This is a genomic window from Phytopseudomonas argentinensis (assembly GCF_900113905.1).
Taxonomy (GTDB): domain Bacteria; phylum Pseudomonadota; class Gammaproteobacteria; order Pseudomonadales; family Pseudomonadaceae; genus Aquipseudomonas; species Aquipseudomonas argentinensis.
On sequence record NZ_FORC01000001.1, the window covers coordinates 1,555,278 to 1,576,746 of the forward strand.

General features: G+C 62.7%; 29 protein-coding genes. 26 read left to right on the forward strand and 3 right to left on the reverse strand.

Annotation, left to right across the window (positions count from 1 at the left end; genetic code table 11):
- Positions 1–2 precede the first annotated feature (2 nt).
- The 25 genes from BM154_RS07055 (at position 3) to BM154_RS07170 (ending at position 18,047) form a co-directional block, all read left to right on the forward strand.
- Positions 3–1,022 (forward strand): phage major capsid protein, P2 family, encoded by a 1,020-nt coding sequence (locus tag BM154_RS07055; RefSeq protein WP_074881633.1) that lies wholly within the window; start codon positions 3–5, stop codon positions 1,020–1,022.
- A 5-nt stretch (positions 1,023–1,027) separates the two neighbouring features.
- Positions 1,028–1,738 (forward strand): phage terminase small subunit, encoded by a 711-nt coding sequence (gpM, locus tag BM154_RS07060; protein ID WP_074881635.1) that lies wholly within the window; start codon positions 1,028–1,030, stop codon positions 1,736–1,738.
- Between the two features lie 99 nt (positions 1,739–1,837).
- Complete coding sequence (locus tag BM154_RS07065; RefSeq protein ID WP_074881637.1) at positions 1,838–2,299, forward strand: head completion/stabilization protein; 462 nt, start codon at positions 1,838–1,840, stop codon at positions 2,297–2,299.
- Entirely contained in the window at positions 2,299–2,496 is a 198-nt protein-coding gene (locus BM154_RS07070) for a DUF7415 domain-containing protein (RefSeq protein ID WP_074881639.1), read from the forward strand. Before BM154_RS07065 ends, BM154_RS07070 begins: the two co-directional genes overlap by 1 nt.
- Positions 2,496–2,702, forward strand: a complete 207-nt coding sequence (locus tag BM154_RS07075; RefSeq protein ID WP_074881641.1) for a tail protein X — start codon at positions 2,496–2,498, stop codon at positions 2,700–2,702. The genes BM154_RS07070 and BM154_RS07075 overlap by 1 nt, the downstream gene beginning before the upstream one ends.
- 30 nt (positions 2,703–2,732) lie before the next feature.
- Positions 2,733–3,047 carry a phage holin, lambda family gene (locus BM154_RS07080; protein ID WP_074881642.1) on the forward strand — a complete coding sequence of 105 codons (315 nt, stop codon included), beginning with the start codon at positions 2,733–2,735 and terminating at the stop codon, positions 3,045–3,047.
- Positions 3,044–3,892, forward strand: a complete 849-nt coding sequence (locus BM154_RS07085; protein ID WP_074881644.1) for an N-acetylmuramidase domain-containing protein — start codon at positions 3,044–3,046, stop codon at positions 3,890–3,892. The genes BM154_RS07080 and BM154_RS07085 overlap by 4 nt, the downstream gene beginning before the upstream one ends.
- 285 nt (positions 3,893–4,177) lie before the next feature.
- Positions 4,178–4,438, forward strand: coding sequence for an Rz1-like lysis system protein LysC (gene lysC, locus BM154_RS24365; protein ID WP_074881646.1), 261 nt, complete (start codon positions 4,178–4,180; stop codon positions 4,436–4,438).
- Entirely contained in the window at positions 4,435–4,914 is a 480-nt protein-coding gene (locus BM154_RS07095; RefSeq protein ID WP_074881650.1) for a phage tail protein, read from the forward strand. The genes lysC and BM154_RS07095 overlap by 4 nt, the downstream gene beginning before the upstream one ends.
- Positions 4,907–5,365: a phage virion morphogenesis protein gene (locus BM154_RS07100; RefSeq protein ID WP_074881651.1), complete on the forward strand. Its 459-nt coding sequence runs from the start codon at positions 4,907–4,909 to the stop codon at positions 5,363–5,365. Before BM154_RS07095 ends, BM154_RS07100 begins: the two co-directional genes overlap by 8 nt.
- Before the next feature lie 347 nt (positions 5,366–5,712).
- Positions 5,713–6,819 (forward strand): hypothetical protein, encoded by a 1,107-nt coding sequence (locus tag BM154_RS23770; RefSeq protein ID WP_139225395.1) that lies wholly within the window; start codon positions 5,713–5,715, stop codon positions 6,817–6,819.
- A gap of 76 nt (positions 6,820–6,895) precedes the next feature.
- Positions 6,896–7,468 (forward strand): phage baseplate assembly protein V, encoded by a 573-nt coding sequence (locus BM154_RS07105; RefSeq protein ID WP_074881652.1) that lies wholly within the window; start codon positions 6,896–6,898, stop codon positions 7,466–7,468.
- Complete coding sequence (locus BM154_RS07110) at positions 7,465–7,809, forward strand: GPW/gp25 family protein (RefSeq protein WP_074881653.1); 345 nt, start codon at positions 7,465–7,467, stop codon at positions 7,807–7,809. The genes BM154_RS07105 and BM154_RS07110 overlap by 4 nt, the downstream gene beginning before the upstream one ends.
- The gene (locus tag BM154_RS07115) at positions 7,806–8,708 is read left to right on the forward strand and encodes a baseplate J/gp47 family protein (protein WP_074881654.1); all 903 of its coding nucleotides are present in this window, start codon (positions 7,806–7,808) and stop codon (positions 8,706–8,708) included. Before BM154_RS07110 ends, BM154_RS07115 begins: the two co-directional genes overlap by 4 nt.
- Positions 8,705–9,322, forward strand: a complete 618-nt coding sequence (locus BM154_RS07120) for a phage tail protein I (RefSeq protein WP_074881656.1) — start codon at positions 8,705–8,707, stop codon at positions 9,320–9,322. The genes BM154_RS07115 and BM154_RS07120 overlap by 4 nt, the downstream gene beginning before the upstream one ends.
- Positions 9,319–10,269, forward strand: a complete 951-nt coding sequence (locus tag BM154_RS07125) for a phage tail protein (protein ID WP_074881659.1) — start codon at positions 9,319–9,321, stop codon at positions 10,267–10,269. The genes BM154_RS07120 and BM154_RS07125 overlap by 4 nt, the downstream gene beginning before the upstream one ends.
- A gap of 4 nt (positions 10,270–10,273) precedes the next feature.
- Positions 10,274–10,849 (forward strand): hypothetical protein, encoded by a 576-nt coding sequence (locus BM154_RS07130; protein ID WP_083414465.1) that lies wholly within the window; start codon positions 10,274–10,276, stop codon positions 10,847–10,849.
- A 150-nt stretch (positions 10,850–10,999) separates the two neighbouring features.
- Positions 11,000–12,190, forward strand: coding sequence for a phage tail sheath protein (locus BM154_RS07135; RefSeq protein ID WP_074881660.1), 1,191 nt, complete (start codon positions 11,000–11,002; stop codon positions 12,188–12,190).
- Positions 12,191–12,229: 39 nt separating this feature from the next.
- A complete protein-coding gene (locus BM154_RS07140) occupies positions 12,230–12,748 on the forward strand; it encodes a phage major tail tube protein (protein ID WP_074881663.1) in 519 nt (172 codons plus the stop codon).
- A gap of 62 nt (positions 12,749–12,810) precedes the next feature.
- A complete protein-coding gene (locus BM154_RS07145) occupies positions 12,811–13,158 on the forward strand; it encodes a phage tail assembly protein (RefSeq protein WP_083414467.1) in 348 nt (115 codons plus the stop codon).
- A gap of 8 nt (positions 13,159–13,166) precedes the next feature.
- A complete protein-coding gene (locus BM154_RS07150) occupies positions 13,167–13,289 on the forward strand; it encodes a GpE family phage tail protein (RefSeq protein WP_074881666.1) in 123 nt (40 codons plus the stop codon).
- A complete protein-coding gene (locus BM154_RS07155) occupies positions 13,276–15,795 on the forward strand; it encodes a phage tail tape measure protein (protein ID WP_074881667.1) in 2,520 nt (839 codons plus the stop codon). Before BM154_RS07150 ends, BM154_RS07155 begins: the two co-directional genes overlap by 14 nt.
- Positions 15,796–15,800: 5 nt before the next feature.
- Complete coding sequence (locus BM154_RS07160) at positions 15,801–16,241, forward strand: phage tail protein (protein WP_070887500.1); 441 nt, start codon at positions 15,801–15,803, stop codon at positions 16,239–16,241.
- On the forward strand, positions 16,238–17,506 hold the full coding sequence (locus BM154_RS07165; protein ID WP_074881670.1) for a phage late control D family protein: 1,269 nt from the start codon (positions 16,238–16,240) through the stop codon (positions 17,504–17,506). The genes BM154_RS07160 and BM154_RS07165 overlap by 4 nt, the downstream gene beginning before the upstream one ends.
- Before the next feature lie 43 nt (positions 17,507–17,549).
- Entirely contained in the window at positions 17,550–18,047 is a 498-nt protein-coding gene (locus BM154_RS07170; RefSeq protein ID WP_074881673.1) for an RIP homotypic interaction motif-containing protein, read from the forward strand.
- Positions 18,048–18,052: 5 nt separating this feature from the next.
- On the opposite strand, the gene BM154_RS07175 is transcribed toward BM154_RS07170, so the two are convergent.
- Together BM154_RS07175 and BM154_RS07180 are read right to left on the reverse strand one after the other, a co-directional pair.
- The gene (locus tag BM154_RS07175) at positions 18,053–19,318 is read right to left on the reverse strand and encodes a Y-family DNA polymerase (RefSeq protein WP_074881676.1); all 1,266 of its coding nucleotides are present in this window, start codon (positions 19,316–19,318) and stop codon (positions 18,053–18,055) included.
- A 2-nt stretch (positions 19,319–19,320) separates the two neighbouring features.
- Positions 19,321–19,758, reverse strand: a complete 438-nt coding sequence (locus tag BM154_RS07180) for a LexA family protein (protein ID WP_074881678.1) — start codon at positions 19,756–19,758, stop codon at positions 19,321–19,323.
- A 54-nt stretch (positions 19,759–19,812) separates the two neighbouring features.
- On the opposite strand from BM154_RS07180, the gene BM154_RS07185 reads away from it, so the two are divergent.
- A complete protein-coding gene (locus tag BM154_RS07185; RefSeq protein WP_074881681.1) occupies positions 19,813–20,061 on the forward strand; it encodes a DUF1654 domain-containing protein in 249 nt (82 codons plus the stop codon).
- 48 nt (positions 20,062–20,109) lie between these two features.
- On the opposite strand, the gene BM154_RS07190 is transcribed toward BM154_RS07185, so the two are convergent.
- Entirely contained in the window at positions 20,110–21,459 is a 1,350-nt protein-coding gene (locus BM154_RS07190) for a nucleotide-binding domain-containing protein (RefSeq protein WP_074882431.1), read from the reverse strand.
- Positions 21,460–21,469: the final 10 nt, after the last annotated feature.

Sequence of the window (21,469 nt, forward strand, 5' to 3'; positions counted from 1 at the left end):
CAATGCGCAACGATACTCGCCAACACTTCGACGCCTACCTCAACCAGCTGGCCAAGCTAAGCGGCGTCAGCGACCCAACCAAAACCTTCGCCGTCGACCCCACGGTACAGCAGCGCCTGGAAACCCGCATGCAGGAATCCAGCGAGTTCCTCGGCCGCATCGGCATGATCGGCGTCGACGAGCTCAAAGGCGAAAAGGTCGGCCTGGGCGTCAGCAGCACCATCGCCGGCCGTACCGACACCACTGGTGACGGCGTGCGTGTACCACGCGACGTATCCGACCTGAGCAAGGACGGTTACGAGTGCCGCCACACTGACTTCGACACCGCCGTGCGCTATGCGCAGCTGGACGCCTGGGCCAAGTTCCCCGACTTCCAGGCCCGTCTGCGTGACGCCATCCTCAAGCGTCAGGCCCTCGACCGAATCATGATCGGCTTCAACGGTACCAGTGCCGCCGCCACTACCAACCGCGCCACCAACCCGCTGCTGCAAGACGTGAACATCGGCTGGCTGCAGAAGTACCGTAACCACGCACCCCAGCGCGTGCTTAAAAGCGGCAAAGCCGAAAACAAGATCGTCATCGGCAGCGGTGCAACCGCCGACTACAACAACCTGGACGCTCTGGTCTTCGACGCCGTGGCCAACCTCATCGACCCATGGCACCGCAAGGACACCGGCCTGGTCGTGATCCTCGGCAGCAACCTGGTGCACGACAAGTACTTCCCGCTGATCAACAAGGAACAAGCGGCCTCCGAGAAACTGGCCACTGACATGATCATTTCCCAGAAGCGCATGGGCGGTAAGCAACCGGTCGAAGTACCGCACGTGCCGGACGGCGCCATGCTCATCAGCACCCTGGAAAACCTCGCCATCTACTGGCAGATCAGTGGTCGCCGCCGCCACATCCAGGAGAACCCGAGCAAGAACCGCATCGAGAACTTCGAATCCAGCAACGACGATTACGTCGTCGAGGATTACGGCCTCGGCTGCCTGATCGAAAACATCGAGCTGCTGGAGGCCTGATCGCCATGGCACTGAGCCCTGCCAAACGGCACTTCCAGCAGGCCACGGCTGCCATCGAGGCAGCCGCGGTGCAGGGCCCAGCCCTGACCATGGAAGGCGCTACCGCCTACGAACTGATGCAAGCCCAGCTCCATCAGCACAAACAGCAGTTGAAGAAGATTCAGAGCCAGGAAGGCAAGGCCGAAACCAAGCGCAAGTTACTGCCGGACTACGCGCCGTACGCCGAAGGTGTACTCAGCGCCGGCAAGGGTGCCCAGGACGACGTGCTCACCACCATCATGCTGTGGCGCATCGACGTGGGCGACTACGCGGGCGCCCTGGACATCGCTGAATACGCGCTGGCCTACGGCCTCACCATGCCCGACAGCTTCGAGCGTTCGCTTGGCTGCGTCGTGGCTGAGGAAATCGCCAACGTCGCCATCAAGATGCAGAAAGCCAGCGGCTCGTTTGACCTGGGCCTGCTGCTGCGCACCGAGGCGGCTACCGCCAACGAGGACATGCCCGACGAAGCCCGCGCCAAGCTCCACCTGGCCATAGGCAAGGCGGCATCTGCCCTTGTGCCGGACGACGCCGAAGCTGCCGACGCCCTGCCCCTGCTGCTCATGGCCAAGCAGGATCTGGCCCGCGCCATCGAGCTGCACACCAACTGCGGCGGCAAAAAGGATCTGGAGCGCGTCGAGCGCCTCCTGAAGAAACACGCCGGCACCACCGGCTAACCGAGCGTCCCCACGCGCCCGGCGGCTCGGGGCTGATCAGCAGGGTTTCTCCTTCCCTACCTGTGACGCCCCGACCACCGCCGACTTGAGGCCCTGAACATGAGCGCATTCATAGCGGGTGGCGTTGCAGCGCCGCTCACACTCACCAACGACGGCTTCTGGCCGGACATCGACCTTGCCGACCTGCGCGACGCCCAGCGCATCGCCAGCAGCGTCACCAATGGCCGACTGGAAACCGCCGTGGTGGCGGCCATGATCAGCGTCAACCGCGAGCTCAGCACCCGCAAGCTGCGGTACCAGGCCGAGGGGCACACCCACCTGGACGCCGTGCCCGCCGACCAGATCGCCGAGCGCAGCGTCCTCACCATTCTCTACGAGCGCGCCGTCTACAGCGCCGCCAGTGCCGAAGTAGCCGAGCGCTACCGTAGCTTCGACGCCACCAACAGCGGCGCCGCCAAGGCCGAGGAAGAAGAGCCCACCGTCGACGACTACCGCCGCGACAGCCGCTTTGCCATCCGCGATCTGCTTGGCATCAGCCGCACCACTGTGGAGCTGCTGTGATGAACAAGCCCCGGCTTATCGACTGGAACGAAATCTCCCGGCGCGGCCTGCTTGAGCGCATCAACCGCGAAATCATGCACCCGCTTGGCCTGGCCGTATGCCGCGAAGTCGAAACCGGCAAGTCGCCGGGTGCCCTGGTATCCGACAACGGGCCATGGGTCTATTCGGACCAACCAGACAAGGGCGGTGAGCGCTGATGGCCACCCTCCGCGCCAACCAGAACGAAACCCTCGACGCCCTATGCTGGCGGCACTACGGCCGCACCGCCGGCGTCGTCGAGGCCGTGCTCGAGGCAAACCCCGGTCTCGCCGACCTGGGCCCCAACCTTCCACAAGGCCACGCCGTCACCCTGCCCGATGCCGCCCCGCAGCCCGAGCAGCAGGCGGTAACCCTATGGGACTGACCACCACCACAGGGCAAAGGAACCATGAAAATGCCTGACCGTCCCGAAACATGGGCCTGGCTCTTCGCCTGGCTCGAACACAACTGGCCCGCCATCTACAGCGGCGGTCTGGCGTTCTTCATCGCTGCCCTGCGCATCATCTACGGCGGCGGCAACCTGCGCCGTGTCGCCTTGGAAGCGCCGCTGTGCGGCTTTCTCGCCATGGCCACCAGCCACGGCATCGAGCTGCTCGGCATCCCCGCCAGCACAGCCCCATTCTTCGGCGGCGCCATTGGCCTGCTGGGCGTGGAAGGTACGCGCGCAGCCGCCAAACGCTTCTTCGAACGTAAGGTAGAAACGCTATGAGCCAGCCCACCCTACGCTACGGCGACCGCTCCCAGGCAGTCCAGCAGCTGCAGCGCTCCCTCATTGCCCGCGGCTACAACCTATACCCGGACGGCGACTTCGGCGACGAAACCGAGAAAGCCGTCCGCGCCTTCCAGCTCAAGGTGGGTCTGGTGGTCGACGGCGCAGCCGGCTCCAAAACCCTCGCCGCCCTCGCCGGCGCCGACTGTTCCAAGCTTCTCAACAACGCAACCCTGGTGGCTGCTGCAGAACGCCTCGGCCTCGAGCTGGCATGCGTCTACGCCGTCAACGAAGTGGAGTCCGCCGGCGCCGGCTTCCTGAGCAACGGCAAGCCGGCCATTCTGTTCGAGCGGCACATCATGCATCGCCAGCTGAGCACCCCGCGCAGTGCTGACCAGGTCGCCGGCAAGCTCAAGGCTCGCGCCGATCTGCTGGCCAGCGAATTTCCCAACCTGGTCAACGTCCGCCCCGGTGGCTACGCCGGCGGCGTGGCCGAGCACCAGCGCCTGGCCCAGGCTCGCCAGCTCGACGACACCGCCGCGCTGGAGTCGGCCAGTTGGGGCGCGTTCCAGATCATGGGCTTCCACGCCACCCGACTCGGCTACCCCAGCGTGCAGGCCTTCGCCGCCGCTATGGCCCAGGATGAAAATGCCCAGTTCGACGCCTTCGTGGCGTTCATCGAGGCCGACCCCGTGCTGCACAAGGCTTTGAAGGCGCGCAAGTGGAAGGACTTCGCCGCCACCTACAACGGCCCCAGCTACGCCCGTAACCTCTACGACGTGAAGCTGCAGCGGGCCTATGAGCGGCACGCCGGCTGTGGCTGCGGCCAGCAGGCTGCCGCGTGAGCACGCTCCGCCAAGCCGCCTACGGCTTCGCCCTGCTGCTGGCCATCACCCTGCTCATCTGGGGCAGCTACCAACAGGGCCAGGCCGCCCAGGCCCGCGCCAAGGCCGACGCCGAGCGCATCACGACCCTAGAACAGCGCAGCGCCCGCCAGGCCCAGACCATTATCAGCATGGGCGCGGACATCGCCGCCCAGCGCTTGGCCCAGCAGAGCCTGCAGAACACCCGCGCCGACCTGCAGCAGGCCAACGCCGTGCACCAGGTGCAGAAAAAGGAGACCGTCCGTAATGACCCGCCTGCACAGAACTGGGCTGCTCAGCCTCTGCCTGCTCTCACTCGCCGCCTGCATGAGCGCCCCGCCATCACCGGAGCCACTGGTTACCGTGCATTCCTGTCCGGTCGTGACGCGGTGCACCCTGCCGCCGGCGGCACCGATCGATAACGGCGAGCTCAGCGACGACAACGACGCCCTGCTTGCCGCCTGGGCCGACTGCGCCGCCCAGGTCGATGCAGTGTTCGATCACAACCAGCAGAGGCCCGCGCCATGAACAAACCCAACAGCCTGCGCGCACACCTGCTGGCCAAGGTCCCTGGGCTGGCCCAGAACCCCGACCGCCTGTTGATCTTCATCGACGAAGGCACCCTGCGCTGCACCTCGGCCGCGTCACTGTCTTGGGAATATGGCTACACCCTGCAGGTCATCCTCACCGACTTCGCAGAGCACCCGGACACGGTCATCCTGCCCCTGCTCGGCTGGCTCACCGTCCACCAGAACGAGCTGCTGGCCAACCTCACCAAATCAGCCGAGGGCATCGTCTTCGAAGCCGACGTGCTCGACGGCAACACCATCGACCTTGCCCTCAAGTTGCCGCTCACCGAGCGCGTGGTCGTCGGCAAGGACGAAGCCGGCGCCACCACCCTCACGCACCCAGCCGAGCCGCAGCCGATGCAGGCGTTCACCGACCCCGCCTGGCCGCCGGCCGGCAGCGACGGCCAGCGCGAGTGGTACCTGCCAGATGGCTGAAACCCTCGGCGACCTGTCCGCCTGGCTCACCCCGCTGCTGATGCGCCTGCAGCCAGCCCAGCGCGCCAAGCTGGCCCGCGAGGCTGCCAAGCGCATGCGCCGTACCCAGCAGCAACGCATCCTGGTGCAGCGCAACCCGGACGGCACCGCCTTCACCCCGCGCAAGGCGCGCACGCTGCGCAGCAAACAGGGCCGCATCAAGGCCCGCGCCAAGATGTTCACCAAGCTGCGCACCGCGCGCTACCTCAAGGCCGGCGGCAGCGCCGCAGAGGCAACCGTCAGCTTTGCCGGCCGCATCAGCCGTATCGCCCGTATTCACCAGTACGGCCTGCGGGATCGCCCAGGCAAGGGCATGCCCGACGTGCAGTACGCCAAGCGCGAGCTTCTCGGCTTCGCCCCCGGTGACCGCGACATGCTCAGTGATCTGCTGCTCGAACACCTGGTCGGCTGAGGTAAACGGTGCACTATCACTGCACAACGTACCCTGCACACCAACTTGCGCAAGCCCGATAAGGGCGAACAGCAGTTCTACCTACGTGCTATAGACGCCATGGCACATCGAGCCCCACACTAGTCGCTCTAACAGCGGAAAACTACCGACTGGCAATCTGCGTTGAATAACTTCTCGCGCAACTTAATTTCGCAGTCGGAGCGACCTCTAATCGCCCGCGCAGATTTCAGCATTAATAACCATGAGGCTTCAGGGACGAGATGACTACAAACTACCTGACAGAGCTAGATAGGTTTAGCCAAAAATATATTCTTAGAGGCACTAACAGATTTACCAAAGAAGACAAAATGCTATTCCTGCATAAATTTGATGCAGCTAAAGCCTCTGTCTTTGAAAGTCTACTTCTACACGAAACCACAAATTTCAGAGTGACCGGCGAAAACATCCCCCTAAATATTTTAATTGTTGAGGCGGGAATCAAGGGACTCGAAGAACTCATCGAGCAAAATGGGCTAGCATTTACACATTGGACAAACGACGTAATGAGCTTCGTCAACCCTATCGAAGGGGTAATTCCAATTTCGCCTGCTAAGTACAATTCTAAAACTCACACAGACCCTGAAGAATCTATAAGCTCAGCATTGAACATGCTCGCCGACCAGCCTAACAAAAGAGACAAGAGGTTAATAATCAGAAAAACCCGTGATCTCTACAGCTATCCTCCTGATGACTTGGCTACGGACGCAGTTACCCTTGCAACGTCAGCTTTCAACTCTAATAAGTTTCATGCTCTAGGATTGGACTCTACAAAGTGCGAGATCACTAACCTTTCCGCACATCAGGTTTCATTACTAGCCGAGTGTTGCAATGAATTACTCCAATATAAGTTCCTTGCCAGCTCAAAATTCACCACCTCCGACAGCACCTTCACTCACAAGATATTCTTAGATTGCACGCAAAAAATCAAAAACTCTGATATCAGCGAAGCCTTTTCAAAGATCCTTATCCTTGAGAACTTCCCTAAAACACAAGACATATATCAGTACACAGACAGCCCCATCAGAAAATCTATAAAACTTCGCAATAATAAAAACGTTATCCGTTTTAGAACCTGGCTTCATGAGGCGCTGACCCAACACGAGATTGAAGAAATCACCAAGGCATATCTCGACGCCATTACAAGCAAAAAAGGGTTCCTTGCTTCGAATACTGGAAAGTTCACCAAAACTGTTTTCATGGCATCAGCAGGTGCCTTGGTTGGCGCAGCATTGGGTCCGATAGGAATGGCGGCTGGTGGAGTTGTAGGTTCGCTATTAGCCCCCGCAGGGGATTTAGCGTTCGACTTAGTGGATGAGTATTACTTGAGTAATTTACTTTCAGGATGGTCCCCGAGGATGGTTTTTGACGATTTACGCTCGCTTGGGATAAGGATCGAGCCAACTCTAGACAGTTGAATTAAGAGCGTTGTAAAGCCTCAAGCTACAACCCCCACCTGCTGCGCCCCTCGCGCGAGGGCGCCACCATCGCGGCATGAACTCAATCGCCGCCCTAGCCCGCCTGATCGAAAACCTTGTCCGCCTCGGTACCATCGCTGAGGTGGATGAGCCGAAAGCCCGCGTGCGCGTAAAGTCTGGCGAGCTGCTGACTACCTGGTTGCCCTGGCTGGCCCTGCGTGCCGGTGCCGACCGTGAGTGGAACCCGCCCACCCAGGGCGAACAGGTCGTGCTGCTCAGCCCCTCCGGCCTGCTCGCCCAGGGCATCGTGCTCACCGGTCTGTTCAGCGAAGCCAATCCGGCCAACGGCGACCGCGAGGGCTTGCACCGCACCACCTACCGCGATGGCGCCGTGCTCGAGTACGACAGCATCGCCCACCTTCTGCGTGTCCAACTGCCCGCCGGCGGCCGAATCGAAATCATCGCCCCGGCCGGCCTCGACATCACCGGTGACATTCGCCACACCGGCGACTACACCCAGACCGGCGACCAGAGCATCACCGGCACCGTTGAGGTCAGCGAAGACGTGACCGCCTCCGGCATCAGCCTGGTCCAGCACCGCCATGGCGGCGTGCAGCCGGGCGGCAGCAGCACGGAGCAGCCGCAATGAACCGCTACACCGGCAGCTCCATCACCGAGCTAGAGCACATCAGCCAGAGCATCGGCGACATCCTCACCACGCGCCTGGGCACCCGGGTGATGCGCCGCGATTACGGCAGCCTGCTGGTCGACCTGATCGACCAACCCGGCAACGACACCACCCGCTTGCTCTGCTATGCCGCCATCGCCATGGCCGTGATGCGCTGGGAACCACGCATTCGCCTCAGCCGCGTGCAGCTGGACGCCAGCACCATGGCCGGGCAATTCGTGCTCACCCTGGAAGCTGTCCGCGTAGACACCAACGAGGCAACCAACCTGGTGATCCCGCTGCGCATGGGGGCTGCTGCATGAACGTGTTCACGCCCATCGACCTGGCCGCCCTGCCAGACCCACAAGTCGTCGAGCAGCTCGACTACGAAGCCATCCTCGCCGAGCGCAAGGCCTACACGGTCAGCCTGTGGCCGGCGGACGAGCAAGCCGCCATCGCCGCCCGCCTGGCCCTGGAATCCGAGCCGCTCACCAAGCTGGTGCAGGAAAACGCCTACCGCGAAACCCTGCTGCGTCAGCGCGTGAACGAGGCGGCGCTGGCCACCATGCTCGCCAAGGCCCGTGGCACCGACCTGGAGCAGATCGCCGGCAACTACAACGTTCGCCGCCTGGTCATCACCCCAGCCACCGAAACCGACGCGGCCGTGATGGAGTCCGATGAGGCCCTGCGCGAGCGCACGCAAATGGCCTTCGAGGGCCTCAGCACCGCAGGCCCGCGCAACGCCTATATCTTCCACGCCCGCACAGCAGACGGACGCATCGCCGACGCCACCGCCGAGAGCCCATCACCCGCTGTCGTGGTCGTCACCGTGCAGCACGCTCTGGGCGACGGCACCGTGCCGGCCGACCTGCAGGCCATCGTGTACCAGTACCTGTCCGATGAAGACCGCCGCCCGGTCGCCGACCGCCTCACCGTGCAATCGGCCCAGGTGCTGCCATACCAGGTTACCGCCCAGCTGCACCTGGCCACCACGGGCCCCGAGGCCGAGCCGATCCTCGCAGCCGCCCGGCAGCGGCTTGATGCCCTGGTGCATGCGCGCCGGCGCCTGGGCGTCGAGGTATCCACCTCCGCCATCCACGCCGCGCTGCACGTCGAAGGCGTGCGCCGGGTGGATCTGCAAGGCTGGGCCGACATCAAGCCCACCCCGGCCCAGGCCGCCTACTGCACTGGCACCCACATCAGCATCGCGGGGCAGCTATGAGCACCGCCCTGCTGCCGTCCAATAACACCCAGCTGGAACGCCTGGCCGCCCAGGCCCTCTCGCAGATCGAGCGCGTACCCGTGCCGATCCGCGACCTGCTCAGCCCCGCCCGCTGCCCGGTCGAGCTGCTGCCGTACCTCGCCTGGGCCTTCTCGGTTGATCGTTGGGAAAGCAGCTGGAGCGAAGCCACCAAACGCCAGGTCATTGCCAGCGCGTACTACGTCCACGCCCACAAGGGCACCATCGGCGCGCTGCGTCGTGTGGTCGAACCCCTGGGCTACCTGCTGCGCGTCACCGAGTGGTGGCAGGAGAAACCGGAGGCCGTGCCCGGCACCTTCCGGCTCGATATCGGCGTGCTGGAGTCCGGCATTACCGAAGAGATGTTCGAGTCCCTCACCCTGCTGATCGACAACGCCAAGCCCGTCAGCCGCCACCTCACCGGCCTGGCCATCGTGCTCGAAACCCGCGGCCGTACATACGTGGGTGTCACGGCACTGCATGGCGATACCACCACCATTTACCCCTACGAGCCCGGCCCCATCGAGGTCAGCGCCCCCGCGGTCCTCCAGGGCGGAACCGCCCATATCATCGACATCATGAGCGTCTACCCATGAGCACTTACTACGCCATCCTCACGGCCGTGGGCGAAGCCAAGCTCGCCAACGCCACCGCCCTGGGCACCAAACTGCAGCTTAGCAAAATGGCCGTCGGCGACGGCAACGGTGCCCTGCCCACCCCCGTGCGAGCGCAAACCGCCCTGGTGCGGGAAACCTACCGGGCCGATCTGAACGAATTGAAGGTCGACCCGATCAACGAGAGCCAGATCATCGCCGAGCTGGTCATCCCAGAAACCGAAGGCGGCTACTGGCTGCGCGAGATGGGTATTTACGATGCCGCCGGCGACCTGTTCGCCGTCGCCAACTGTCCGCCCAGCTACAAACCGCAAATGGCCGAAGGTTCCGGCCGCACCCAGGTGCTGCGTATGGTGCTGATCGTCAGCAGTACAGAGGCTGTGCAACTCAAGATCGACCCCTCTGTGGTGCTCGCGACGCGCGAGTACGTCGACACCCTGACAGTTCGCGCCAGTAAAGAGGAGGCCGAAAAGGGAGTCGAAAACAGCAAGATCATGACCGCGCTGCGTGTATTTCAGGCGCTGAGGTCGGCAGCAGCGGTAGCCACAGAGGCCATGCGCGGTGTGCTGCGCGTTGGGACGCAAAGCGAGGTGGATGCTGGCAGTCTGGACAATGTTGCGGTGACGCCGAAAAAGCTCCGAATGGGCTTCGCTATAAGCCTGGGGTACAGCGGATATTTCGTATTTCCGACCTGGATGGGCAGCTGGATCATTCAATGGGGTGATATCAGCGTATCCGCCAACGACATCATTACACCGCTGCCAATAGCGTTCCCGAACGTGTTCTGCCGGGTGATTGTGTGCAATGCATACACCATGGGATCGGGTTCTATTGGTTATGTAGCTGCCTCTGTCGCCTCTAATTCATCAATCGTGTCTCGCGGTAGTTCGCCTAGCCTCGGCGCGTCCTACATAGCTATCGGGAAGTAACAGCATGCGCTATTACAGTAAAACCACTGGCACTACCTATCTCAGCAACATTCACAGCCACTTTCCAGACGATGCTGTACCGATTACAGAAGAGCGGTACTTAGCGGTAATCGCGAATGCGCCGGCGGGAAAAGTCCGCAGCCACGACGACCAGGGCCTGCCGATCCTGATTGACCCACCGCCCTACGTGCCGACTGCCGACGAACTCTGCCATCGCGTTGACACCGCCGCCGATGCTGCACGCCGCGCTGTCGCCGGCGACCCCATGCGCGCTGTCGAATATGACCGCACCCGCCTGCAGGCCGAGCAGTTCGCTGCCGCTGGCTATCAGGGCGAAGTGCCGCCGATGGTCGCCGCCTGGGTAACCAGCGAACGCGACGCCCAGGCCGCGGCCGAAGACATCCTTCGCGAGGCCGCGCTCTACGAAGAGGCCCTGGTCCAGGTGCGCACCATCCGCTTGCAGGCCAAAGAACAGATCCGCGCGCTGATGGCCGCCGGCGATGTCGACCAGGCCGCCCGGCTCACCGAGCAAACCATCGCTGACCTTGCCGCTTGCGTGCAGGGCGTCGGCAACGCCTGACTTTTCCTGGGGAGGGTTAGCCCCGCTACGGCGGGGCTTTTTTATGCCTGCACGTTGTACCCGCCCCCGCTACAACCCCCGCCCCTCGCCGGTTTGCCGCGCGCGCGTCAGTCTCAGCACTGTCATTTCACACCGCGCAGGCAACCACCCATGGCCGACTACCTACACGGCGTCCGCGTCCTCGAAATCAACGAGGGCACCCGCCCGATTCGCACCGTATCCACCGCCGTCGTCGGCATGGTCTGCACCGCAGAAGACGCCGACCCGCTGGCCTTCCCGCTCGACACACCCGTGCTGCTCACCAACGTGCAGAGCGCCATCGCCAAGGCCGGCACCAAGGGCACCCTGCGCGCGAGCCTGCAGGCCATCGCCGACCAGACAAAACCGTTCACCATCGTCGTGCGCGTCGCCGAAGGCGCTGGCCAAACCCAGGCCGAGAAGGACGCCGCCACCGTCAGCAACCTGATCGGCACCACCAACGCCCAGGGCAAATACACCGGCATGAAGGCCCTGCTGGCCGCCAAGGGTAAGCTGGGCATCGTGCCGCGCATCCTCGGCGTGCCAGGCCTCGACAGCCTGCCGGTGGCCACCGCACTGGTCGCCATCGCCCAGGACCTGCGCGCGTTCGCCTACGTCAGTGGCTGGGGCTGCAAGACCAAGGAAGAGGCCGTCGCCTACCGCAACGGCTTCGGCGCCCGCGAAGTAATGGTCATCTGGCCGTCGTTCGAGAAGTGGGACACCACCGCCAACGCAACCGTAGTGGCCCCAGCCGTGGCCGTAGCCCTCGGCCTGCGCGCCAAAATCGACCAGGAAGTCGGCTGGCACAAAACCCTCTCCAACGTCGCCGTCAACGGCGTGACCGGCATCAGCGCGGACGTGTGGTTCGACCTGCAGAACCCCGCCACCGATGCCAACTACCTCAACGGCAACGAAGTCACCACGCTGATCAACGAAACCGGCTACCGCTTCTGGGGCTCGCGCACCTGCAGCGAGGACCCGCTGTTCGCCTTCGAGAACTACACCCGAACCGCCCAGATCCTGGCCGACACCATGGCCGAGGCCCACTTCTGGGCGGTGGACAAGCCCATGAATCCGGGCCTGATCAAGGACATCATCGCCGGCATCAACGCCAAGTTCCGAGAGCTGAAAACCGCCGGCTACATCATCGACGGCCAGTGCTGGTACGACGAAACGGCCAACGACGCCACCACCCTCAAGGCCGGCAAGCTCTTCATCGACTACGACTACACCCCCGTGCCGCCCCTTGAAGACCTCACCTTCAAGCAGCGCATTACCGACCGCTACCTGCTCGATTTCGCCGCGCAGATCAACGCCGCCTAAGCCCGGCCAAGCCGCTAACGCACACAGGAGCAACGCCCCATGGCACTGCCTCGCAAACTCAAGAACATGCTGCTTTTCAACGACGGTGGCAGCTACCAGGGCGTCATCAAGACCTGCACCCTGCCGCCCCTGGCCCGCAAGATGGAAGCCTTCCGCGGCGGCGGCATGAATGGCCCGGCCTTCGCCGACCTGGGCCTGTCCGACGACGGCATCAAGTTCGAGTGGAAGCTCGGCGGCCTGGACTTGCAGGTGCTCAAGCAGTGGGGCGCGATTCGCGCCGATGGCGTGCCGCTGCGCTTCGCAGGCGCCTACCAGGATGACGCCACCGGCGAAGTCATCGGCCTGGAAATTCAGGTGCGCGGCCGTCACGAAACCATCGAGATGGGCGACGCCGCACCGGGTGAAGACACCGAACACAGCGTCACCACCGCCTGCACCTACTACAAGCTCAGCGTGAACGGCGCCGACATCATCGAGATCGACGTCCTCAACTTCATCGAGCGCGTCGACGGTATCGACCTGCTCGCCGAGCAGCGCAAGGCCCTCGGCCTCATCTGACCACCACCGCAACGCCACCCGGCGCGCTGACCCGCGCCGCCCATTCCCAAAGGAGCCACCCCATGGACACCAAAGACGAAACCGCCACCAAGGCCGCAGCAGTACCCGCCACCAACCCGAACCAGGCCGTGGTCACGCTCGATACGCCGATCGAGCGCGGCACCACCACCATCACCGACGTCACCCTGCGCAAGCCCATGTCCGGCGAGCTGCGCGGTGTCGCCCTGACGGACCTGCTCAACCTCGAGGTCAACGCCCTGCGCAAGGTGCTGCCACGCATCACCACCCCCATGCTCACCGATGTCGAAGTCGGCCGCATGGATCCCGCCGACCTGGTGGAGCTGGGCACCACGGTGGCCGGTTTTTTGTTGAGGAAGTCGGTGAAGGCGGAAGCATTCCTCACTGCGTAGACGACGCCATGGCCGACCTGGCCGTGGTCTTTCACTGGGCGCCCACCCACATGGACGCCCTCAGCCTCACCGAACTGATGGAATGGCGCGAGCGCGCCCGGGTACGGAGCCAGAGCGATGGCGGCAAATAACCTCAAACTGCAGCTCATCCTCTCCGCCCTGGACAAAGTTACCGGCCCGCTGAAAAAGATGCAGGCCAGCGGCATCGGCGCCGGCCGCGCACTCAAGGAAGCCCGCGACCGGCTCAAGGATCTCAACGCCCAACAGAAGGACGTCAGCGCTTGGCGTACCCAGCGCACCGCCGCCAAGCAGACGGAAACCGCCCTCAACGCCGCTCGCGAGCGCGTGCGCGCCCTTGGCCAGCAGATGAAGGCCACCGGCGTGCCCACTCGCGAAATGGCCCGCGACCTCAAGGCCGCCATACGCGAAGCCACCAACCTCAAGCGCGAACACCAGCAAAACCAGATCCAGCTGCAGGGCCTGCGCAACAAGCTCAACGCCGCCGGCATCAGCACCCGCAATCTCGGCGCAGGCGAGCAGGCGTTAAAGGCCAAGATCACCGCCACCAACGCCGAGCTGGTGAAGCAAGAGAATCGCCTCAAGCGCATCACCACCCAGCAGCAGCGCCTGGCCCGCACCAAGGCTCAGTACGAGAAAACCCAGGCTCTGGCCGGCAGTATGGCCACCAGCGGCGCCGGCGGCCTGGCCACTGGCTCGGGCATCCTGTTCGGCATGCAGCGCTTCCTCGCGCCAGGCGTGGAGTTCGACACCACCATGAGCAAGGTGCAGGCCCTCACTGGCCTGGCCAAGGGCGACGAGCAGCTGGCCGCGCTGCGCGCCCAAGCCCGCAAGCTGGGTGCCGAAACCATGTTCAGTGCCGGAGACGCCGCCAGTGGCCAGGCCTTCCTGGCCATGGCCGGCTTCACGCCCAAGGCCATCCAAGACGCCATGCCCGGCCTGCTCGACATGGCCAAAGCCGGCGATATGGATCTCGGCCGCACCGCCGATATCGCCTCCAACATCCTCGGCGGCTTCCGCATCGACCCCAGCCAGATGGGCAACGTGGCCGACGTGCTCACCAAGGCGTTCACCACCTCCAACATGAGCCTGGAGATGCTCGGCGACACCATGAAGTACGTGGGCCCGGTCGCCGCTTCCGCCGGCATGGGCCTGGAGCAAGCCGCCGCCATGGCCGGCCTGCTCGGCAACGTCGGCATCCAGTCCAGCCAGGCTGGTACCACCCTGCGCGCCATGCTGCTGCGCCTGGCCGCGCCCGTGGGCCCGGCGGAAAAGGCCATGAAGAAGCTGGGCATTCGCGCCAAGGACTCGGCCGGCAACATCCGCGACATCACCGCCGTGCTCGGCGACGTGGCTAAGGCCACCGAGAAAATGGGCTCAGGCACCCGCCTGGAGTACCTCAAGGCCATCTTCGGCGAGGAACCCGCCGCCGGCATGGCCGAGCTGATCAACCAGGCCGGCGCCGGTGGCATCCTCAAGTATCTGGACGTCGTGAAGGACCACGCCGGCGCCGCCGGGCGCACCGCCAAGATCATGGCCGACAACCTCACTGGCGACCTGGACGAACTGTTCTCCGGCCTCGATGAGGTGCGCATCGAGCTGTTCGACCAGCAGAACGGCCCCCTGCGTGAGTTCGTCCAGGGCCTGACGGAAATGGTCGGCCGCATCGGTGCCTGGGTACGGGAAAACCCCGTGCTCACCGCGCAGATCACCAAAACCGCCGCCGGCCTGGGCCTGCTCATGGCCGTCATGGGCGGCATCACCCTGGCCCTGGCCAGCATCCTCGGCCCGTTCGCCATGGTGCGCTTCGCCATGATGCTGCTCGGCATCAAGAGCCTCGGCCTGGTCACCGCCCTGAAGTTCGTGGCCAGCGCGCTGCTGTGGATCGCCCGCCTCGCCATGGCCAACCCCATCGGCCTGCTCATCACCGTGCTCGCCGGCGGCGCCTACCTCATCTACCAGAACTGGGACGCCGTGAAGGCCTACATGGCCGGCCTGTGGGCAGAGCTCAAAGAAGGTTTTAGCGGCGGCATTGGCAGCATCATCGCCACCCTGGTCAACTTCAGCCCGCTGGGCCTGATCTACCGCGCCTTCGCCGGCGTGCTCAGCTACCTGGGCGTCGAGCTGCCCAGCAAATTCACCGACTTCGGCGGCATGCTCATGGATGGCATGGTCAATGGCATCACCGCCGGCCTTGGCAAGGTGAAAGACGCCATCACCGGCGCCGGCGATAGCACCATCACCTGGTTCAAGGAAAAGCTCGGCATCCACTCCCCCTCCCGCGTATTCGCCCAGCTCGGCGGCTTCACCATGGCCGGCCTCGGCCAGGGCCTGGCCAAGGGCGAAGGCGGCGTGCTCAAGCAGATCGCCGGCACTGCCAGGGCCATGACCGAAGCCGGTACCAGCCTGCTCACCGGTGGCATCACCTTCGACAGCCGCCCACCCGTGGCCGCGGGCGGCGGTGGCATGGTCATCCAGGGCGACACCGTGCACTTCACCATCAGCGCCACGCCCGGTACCGACACCGCCGGCCTGCGCCAGATGATCAACCAGCTGCTCGACGAGCGCGAACGCGGCAAGGCCGCCCGCATCCGTTCGCGCATGAATGACCAGGACTAGCCTCCATGATGATGTCCCTCGGCATGTTCGTGTTCAGCCTCAGCACCCTCGCCTACCAGGAGCTGCAGCGGCAAACCGACTGGCGCCACCCCACCACCAACCGTGTCGGCGCCAACCCGGCGCGGCAGTTCGTCGGCAAAGGTGAAGACACCATCACCATGCCCGGCATCCTGCTGCCCGAGCTGGCTGGCACGGCGATGTCGCTCGACGCCCTGCGCACCATGGCCGACACCGGCAAGGCCTACCCCCTGGTGGAAGGCACCGGCCGCATCCTGGGCGTATGGGTGATCGAGAGCATCAGCGAGACCCGCACCCTGTTCTTCCGCGACGGCGCAGCCCGCCGCATCGAGTTCAGCATCACCCTCAAGCGCATCGACGACGGCCGCGTCGACATGCTCGGCAACATCCTCTCCACCGGGCTCAACATCCTGCGGAGGCTGTTTTGATCGAGGCTGCCATCAAGGCCGTTACCGGCTTCATCACCAGGCAGGCCGAGGGCATGGCCCGCGATGCCAGCTACCCGGTACCGGCGTTCCGGCTCACAGTGAACGGCGCCGATATCGCCAACCTCATCGCCCCGCGGCTGATCAGCCTCACCCTCACCGACAACCGCGGCATCGAGGCCGACACGCTCGACATCCAGCTCAGCGACCACGACGGCCTGCTGGCCATCCCCCCGAAGGACGCCACTGTGCACCTGTGGCTCGGCTGGAGTGACACCGGCCTGGTCGACAAAGGCACTTACACCGTCGACGAGCTGGAGCACAGCGGCACACCGGACGTGCTCAGCATCCGCGCCCGCAGCGCCGACATGCGCAAGGGCTTCAAGGCCAAGCGCGAGCGCAGCTGGAGCAACGCCACCCTGGGCGAAGTACTGCGCGCCATCGCCAGCGCCTACAGCCTCACCCCCGTCATCGAGCAGGCGCTGGGCGCGCTGCGCCTGCTGCAGGTCGACCAGGCCGGCGAGTCCGACGCCAACCTGCTCACCCGCCTGGGCGACGAACACGACGCGGTGGCCACTGTAAAAGCCGGCCGGCTGCTGTTCACGCCGATGATCGGCGGGCGCACCGCCAGCGGCCTGGCCCTGCCCCACGTCACCCTGGCCCGGGCGGATGGCGACGGCCACCGCTACCTGCAGGCCGACCGCGACGCCTACACCGGCGCCCTGGCCTATTACTACGACGTGAACAGCGCCAAGAAGCGCGAAGCCATCGCCGGCGGCGGCGACAACCTCAAGGAACTGCGCCACACCTACGCCGACCAGCAGTCCGCCACCCGTGCCGCCCGCGCAGAATGGCGCCGCCTGCAACGTGGCAGCGCAACGCTCAGCTACACCCTGGCCAGGGCACGGCCCGAGCTGATCCCGGAACTCACCTACACCCTCGAAGGCATCAAGCAGGAGATCGCCGCCACCATCTGGCACGGCGGCAACGTGCAGCACAGCCTCACGGCGGACGGCGGCTTCACCACCGCCCTGGAGCTGGAGAACCAGCTACCGGACGAGCTGATCGACGAGTTGGCCGAGCGCGAAATCGGCGCCTACACCGGCGTGGTGGCCTGGTACCGCGCCAAGGATGGCAAGCAGGAGAAGGTCACCGCCGGTGAGCCCAAGCGGCTCAGGCGCTTGGCGCGGCTGTATGCGAACAAGAAGAACGCGCAGAAGGCGGTGGATCGGGAGTGGTCAAAAATTAAGGTTACCAGTACTGTTTAGATGCACCTGCCGCTTCTGGTCGGCACATCACAAGGAACAGTAGATGAACTTCACTGATGATCTCTATAACGACACGGTATACATCAGGAAAACTGACGGGTCTGTGGTCGGCCCTTATAAGACCAGCGTCGGGAAACTGACCCCAATTTTCGATAGTGCACTTGTCGTTTCAGAGGGTGACGAACTAATTCGTGACCTTCCAAATGGAAGGCAAGAAGTCCACACAATTGTCGATGTAGATTTCTTTTCAGGCATGCCTGGAATGGATCCTTGCTTCAATCTGCATCTAAGAAAACCTGGCGCTGCAAACCAAACATCCGTGCAAACGAATCACATCACTATTAACAACTCCTCTGGTATCCAAGTCGGCAACGACAATGTCATGAACATTCAAAATGCGTTCAATGACTTGATTCAGAGAATTGATAACAGTAATGGAACACTGGAAGATAAACAGGAAGCGAAAAGTCGAATTGCTTCCCTCTTGAAGCATCCCTTAGTGGCTGCCGTCTTGGGGGGAGTTACTGGCGGCATATTCTGACCGCCTCACCCCCGCACTCCAATCACCTCATCCCACCTGGTGGTGTAACACCGGCTCTTCATCTCCCGCTTCATGCCCCACCAGGGGTCAACCGGCACCCGGCCAAGCCGCAGGGTGCCGGCGCCCTCCCGCTTGTTGATCGCATCCAGCGCCGCCATCACCCGGTCACTGCCAGCCCGCGCCGCCGGCGCAAAAAGGTCGCTAGTCACCTCGCCGCGCTGGCTCAGGTCCATCAGCAGAATCGAGCACTTCGAGTACTTGAAGCCTTGCCGGTAGATGGCATCCAGGGCGCGCAGTGCGGGCGCCAGAATGTCCCGCGTGTCGTCGGTCGGCATCGGCAGCGCTACGGTCTGGGCGTTCGAGTAGCGCGGTAGCTTGGGGTTGTGGATCTGCGTCTTGATGCTCACCTGAATGGCACCACACAGCGAGCGCTGGCTGCGCAGCTTCTCGCAAGCGCGGGTCACGTAGGTGGCCAGGGCCTCGCGAATCGGCGCCAGGTCTTCGAGCTTTTCGCCAAACATCTTGCTCGAGCAGATCGCCTGTTTCGGCGGCGGGCCATCGTTGAAGTCCAGGCAGCTCACGCCGCGCAGCTCGCGCGCGGTGCGCTCCAGGGTCACGCCGAACTGCTTGCGCAGCGTAGCCACGTCGAAGTGCGCCAAATCCCACGCGGTGTTGATGCCCAGGGCCTGCAGCTGCGGCGCCAGGCGTCGGCCAATGCCCCACACTTCATCCACGGGCGCGATGCGCAGTAGCTTGGCCTGGCGGGCCGGGTCGGTCAGGTCCACCACCCCACCGGTGGCCGGCCACTTCTTTGAGGCCCAGTTGGCCAATTTCGCGAGGGTCTTGGTGGTGCTGATGCCCACGCCCACGGGCATGCCGACGTCGCGCAGCAGGCGCGCCCGCACCTGGCGGCCGAGGCCGTCGAGGTCAGCAATGCCAGTCAGGTCAGCCCAGCACTCGTCCACGCTGTACACCTCGATGCCGGGCACCATATCGCGGATGGTGCGCATCACGCGGTTGCTGATGTCCGCGTACAGCGTGTAGTTGCTCGATCGCACCACCACGCCGCCGGCGCGCAGGTCTTTGCGCACCAGGTGATAGGGCGCGCCCATGGGGATGCCCAGGGCTTTCACTTCCGCCGTGCGGGCGATCACGCAACCGTCATTGTTCGAAAGCACCACCACCGGCTTGTGCTTCAGGGCCGGCTGGCAGATGCGCTCGCAGCTGCAGTAGAAGCTGTTGCAGTCGATCAGTGCGAATACCTGTTGCATGCTCAGCGCCCCACGTAGCTGATCACCCAGCGCACCACACCCCAGATCTGCACGCACTCCTCGTACTCGAGGTTGATGTCCGGGGTGAAGCGGCTGGGGGCACGCAGCACCAGGCGCTCGTGCTCGTCATAGATCATCAGGCGCACGCGGTAGCAGCCATCGTCCTCGAGGTCGACCACCACGTACTGCTCGCGCTTGCTCATGGTGCCGCGATCCACCACCAGCCGGTCGCCGGGGTACAGGCCGAAGCCGATCAGGCTGTCATCCTCCACCCGCACCACCCACACGTGGGGCGCCCCCAGGCTGGTCAACGCGTCGAGCGAAAGCCCCTCTTCCTTCTCGTCTTCGGCGGGGGATTGAAAGCCCGTAATGCGCAGTTCCTTGGCTTCGGGCAACAGGTGAGCGAGCCGCTGGTTGCGGCCCAGAATGGTGAGTGACATGGGGGTAATTCTCGGATTACTGTATGCACATACAGTAATCGAGCCGTCACCATCATGGCAAAAGGCAACTCCCGAATGGCAGCCGCTCCCAGCACCTACGAATTGCTCGGGGCCCGAGTTCAGCGGGTTATCAACTCAACCGCCGCGCAAAAATCCCGATCAGCGGTATTGCTGCGGGCCGAGGGTGACAGCCCGGACGACTGGTCGCGGATCCTCGACGAGATCAGCGAGAACGACAACGTCACCATCGCCTGGCGCGACGATGGCGTGCAGTTGTTCTGGACGGTGCCGAGGGATGATTGAGCACGCATGACAATCCGGGCACCTGCGAGGGGCGCCGTGACTCGTGGGCTACTTGATATAGACGCCAATGATGTCTCGATAGACCACTGAGCCGCTTGTATCTTTTACTTCTGCTTCCATAGTGTGGAGCCCCCTGTATCGAGTACCTTCATTTTCAATTTCGTTCCACCCGGCAAAGAATGCTGTATCAACATTAGGATCATTCAGAAGAACAGTTCTTGGAGTTTTTGGAAATTTGCCTTGGCCTTTTTCCAACTGTGCCTCAGTGCCATAGTTTCGCTTTATGAATTGCACTGTTAACGGAAAGGCCAACTTTCCGCGCACCCAGGGCCTTACACGGAGTTTAAATCTCAGATCCAACCCTTTATCAAGAACCCTTGATACGGAGGGATAGAAAACTTCCACACTATCCTCAATCACTACGCACTCAAAGTCGATGCCATCGCATGCTATAACACGCGTACCAGGGAACAAAGCCTTGTCGCTGGCAGGTAACGGCAATAAGTCGCGGTAAGCATCATGATTCAGCTCTCGCACAGCATACTTATGAACAACACCCGCTGCATCCGTATATGTGCGATCCAAGTGCGTCAGTTTTTTAACCTCCTCACCGACTCTCTTAGTTTTCACCTTCATATACTCTTCAGGCAAATCCATGTGCCTGTAAATAGTCTCTCCAAGCATGGCAGTATTTTTTCTAGCCATATTTTGCAACTTCGCAGCTACGTCTACGTGAAATGAGGTAGCAGTAACTTCTACAACACTTCCAAGACCATACGAGGCCCATAACACTTTCTCATCAGGCCCATAATCAAGCCCGATACGAAAGCCGAGGTAGTCTGCATCAACCCCCCGCTTCTTTAGAAATGGAATTATCGAGCCAACCATCAACGCTTCCAAGAGAGACGCACAGTTGATAGCGTCAACCGTACTTGAATCAGAGTGAGTATGCTTATTTCCAAAAAAGGCTAATAATGCGTCCCCCATGAAACGATGAACGTAGCCATCAAGCGCTCTTACAGCCTCTGAGGCAGCAATCAAAATACTGTTTTTTATAATTACAACTTCCTCAAGCGGAAACAAAAAAGACAGCCTTGTGGAATTCCTGATATCCAAAAACAACGATGAAATATGGTGGTACTCTTGATTATCAGTACCGGCTAATTCAGCGAAGTCGGGATGACAGCCGATAGAGCTAGTGTTCTGCCCCGACTTCTGGAAAATAACTCGAAAATCATTTCGGATGATATTGGCAATATCGGAGTGCTGTGCATCCGACGACTCAAATAGCTCATTACCGCTCACACTCTCGAGCGATACACCATCCCTGGTCATCGACTTCGTAATCGTACGATTCTTTACAGACTCATATATCTTCTCAAATGAATCAGCTGACATCCCTCTCATT

What these genes read in the sequence shown, in the direction of transcription:
- BM154_RS07085 (WP_074881644.1), top strand. Translation starts at nt 3,044, where the DNA reads ATGAGCCAGCCCACCCTACGCTACGGCGACCGCTCCCAGGCAGTCCAG.
- lysC (WP_074881646.1), top strand. Translation starts at nt 4,178, where the DNA reads ATGACCCGCCTGCACAGAACTGGGCTGCTCAGCCTCTGCCTGCTCTCA.
- BM154_RS07105 (WP_074881652.1), top strand. Translation starts at nt 6,896, where the DNA reads ATGAACTCAATCGCCGCCCTAGCCCGCCTGATCGAAAACCTTGTCCGC.
- BM154_RS07110 (WP_074881653.1), top strand. Translation starts at nt 7,465, where the DNA reads ATGAACCGCTACACCGGCAGCTCCATCACCGAGCTAGAGCACATCAGC.
- BM154_RS07155 (WP_074881667.1), top strand. Translation starts at nt 13,276, where the DNA reads ATGGCGGCAAATAACCTCAAACTGCAGCTCATCCTCTCCGCCCTGGAC.
- BM154_RS07170 (WP_074881673.1), top strand. Translation starts at nt 17,550, where the DNA reads ATGAACTTCACTGATGATCTCTATAACGACACGGTATACATCAGGAAA.
- BM154_RS07100 (WP_074881651.1), top strand. Translation starts at nt 4,907, where the DNA reads ATGGCTGAAACCCTCGGCGACCTGTCCGCCTGGCTCACCCCGCTGCTG.
- BM154_RS07140 (WP_074881663.1), top strand. Translation starts at nt 12,230, where the DNA reads ATGGCACTGCCTCGCAAACTCAAGAACATGCTGCTTTTCAACGACGGT.
- BM154_RS07075 (WP_074881641.1), top strand. Translation starts at nt 2,496, where the DNA reads ATGGCCACCCTCCGCGCCAACCAGAACGAAACCCTCGACGCCCTATGC.
- BM154_RS07080 (WP_074881642.1), top strand. Translation starts at nt 2,733, where the DNA reads ATGCCTGACCGTCCCGAAACATGGGCCTGGCTCTTCGCCTGGCTCGAA.
- BM154_RS07160 (WP_070887500.1), top strand. Translation starts at nt 15,801, where the DNA reads ATGATGATGTCCCTCGGCATGTTCGTGTTCAGCCTCAGCACCCTCGCC.
- BM154_RS07175 (WP_074881676.1), bottom strand. Translation starts at nt 19,318, where the DNA reads ATGCAACAGGTATTCGCACTGATCGACTGCAACAGCTTCTACTGCAGC.
- BM154_RS23770 (WP_139225395.1), top strand. Translation starts at nt 5,713, where the DNA reads ATGCTATTCCTGCATAAATTTGATGCAGCTAAAGCCTCTGTCTTTGAA.
- BM154_RS07115 (WP_074881654.1), top strand. Translation starts at nt 7,806, where the DNA reads ATGAACGTGTTCACGCCCATCGACCTGGCCGCCCTGCCAGACCCACAA.
- BM154_RS07125 (WP_074881659.1), top strand. Translation starts at nt 9,319, where the DNA reads ATGAGCACTTACTACGCCATCCTCACGGCCGTGGGCGAAGCCAAGCTC.
- BM154_RS07145 (WP_083414467.1), top strand. Translation starts at nt 12,811, where the DNA reads ATGGACACCAAAGACGAAACCGCCACCAAGGCCGCAGCAGTACCCGCC.
- BM154_RS07180 (WP_074881678.1), bottom strand. Translation starts at nt 19,758, where the DNA reads ATGTCACTCACCATTCTGGGCCGCAACCAGCGGCTCGCTCACCTGTTG.
- BM154_RS07185 (WP_074881681.1), top strand. Translation starts at nt 19,813, where the DNA reads ATGGCAAAAGGCAACTCCCGAATGGCAGCCGCTCCCAGCACCTACGAA.
- BM154_RS07055 (WP_074881633.1), top strand. Translation starts at nt 3, where the DNA reads ATGCGCAACGATACTCGCCAACACTTCGACGCCTACCTCAACCAGCTG.
- BM154_RS07190 (WP_074882431.1), bottom strand. Translation starts at nt 21,459, where the DNA reads ATGTCAGCTGATTCATTTGAGAAGATATATGAGTCTGTAAAGAATCGT.
- BM154_RS07095 (WP_074881650.1), top strand. Translation starts at nt 4,435, where the DNA reads ATGAACAAACCCAACAGCCTGCGCGCACACCTGCTGGCCAAGGTCCCT.
- BM154_RS07150 (WP_074881666.1), top strand. Translation starts at nt 13,167, where the DNA reads ATGGCCGACCTGGCCGTGGTCTTTCACTGGGCGCCCACCCACATGGAC.
- BM154_RS07070 (WP_074881639.1), top strand. Translation starts at nt 2,299, where the DNA reads ATGAACAAGCCCCGGCTTATCGACTGGAACGAAATCTCCCGGCGCGGC.
- BM154_RS07130 (WP_083414465.1), top strand. Translation starts at nt 10,274, where the DNA reads ATGCGCTATTACAGTAAAACCACTGGCACTACCTATCTCAGCAACATT.
- BM154_RS07120 (WP_074881656.1), top strand. Translation starts at nt 8,705, where the DNA reads ATGAGCACCGCCCTGCTGCCGTCCAATAACACCCAGCTGGAACGCCTG.
- gpM (WP_074881635.1), top strand. Translation starts at nt 1,028, where the DNA reads ATGGCACTGAGCCCTGCCAAACGGCACTTCCAGCAGGCCACGGCTGCC.
- BM154_RS07065 (WP_074881637.1), top strand. Translation starts at nt 1,838, where the DNA reads ATGAGCGCATTCATAGCGGGTGGCGTTGCAGCGCCGCTCACACTCACC.
- BM154_RS07135 (WP_074881660.1), top strand. Translation starts at nt 11,000, where the DNA reads ATGGCCGACTACCTACACGGCGTCCGCGTCCTCGAAATCAACGAGGGC.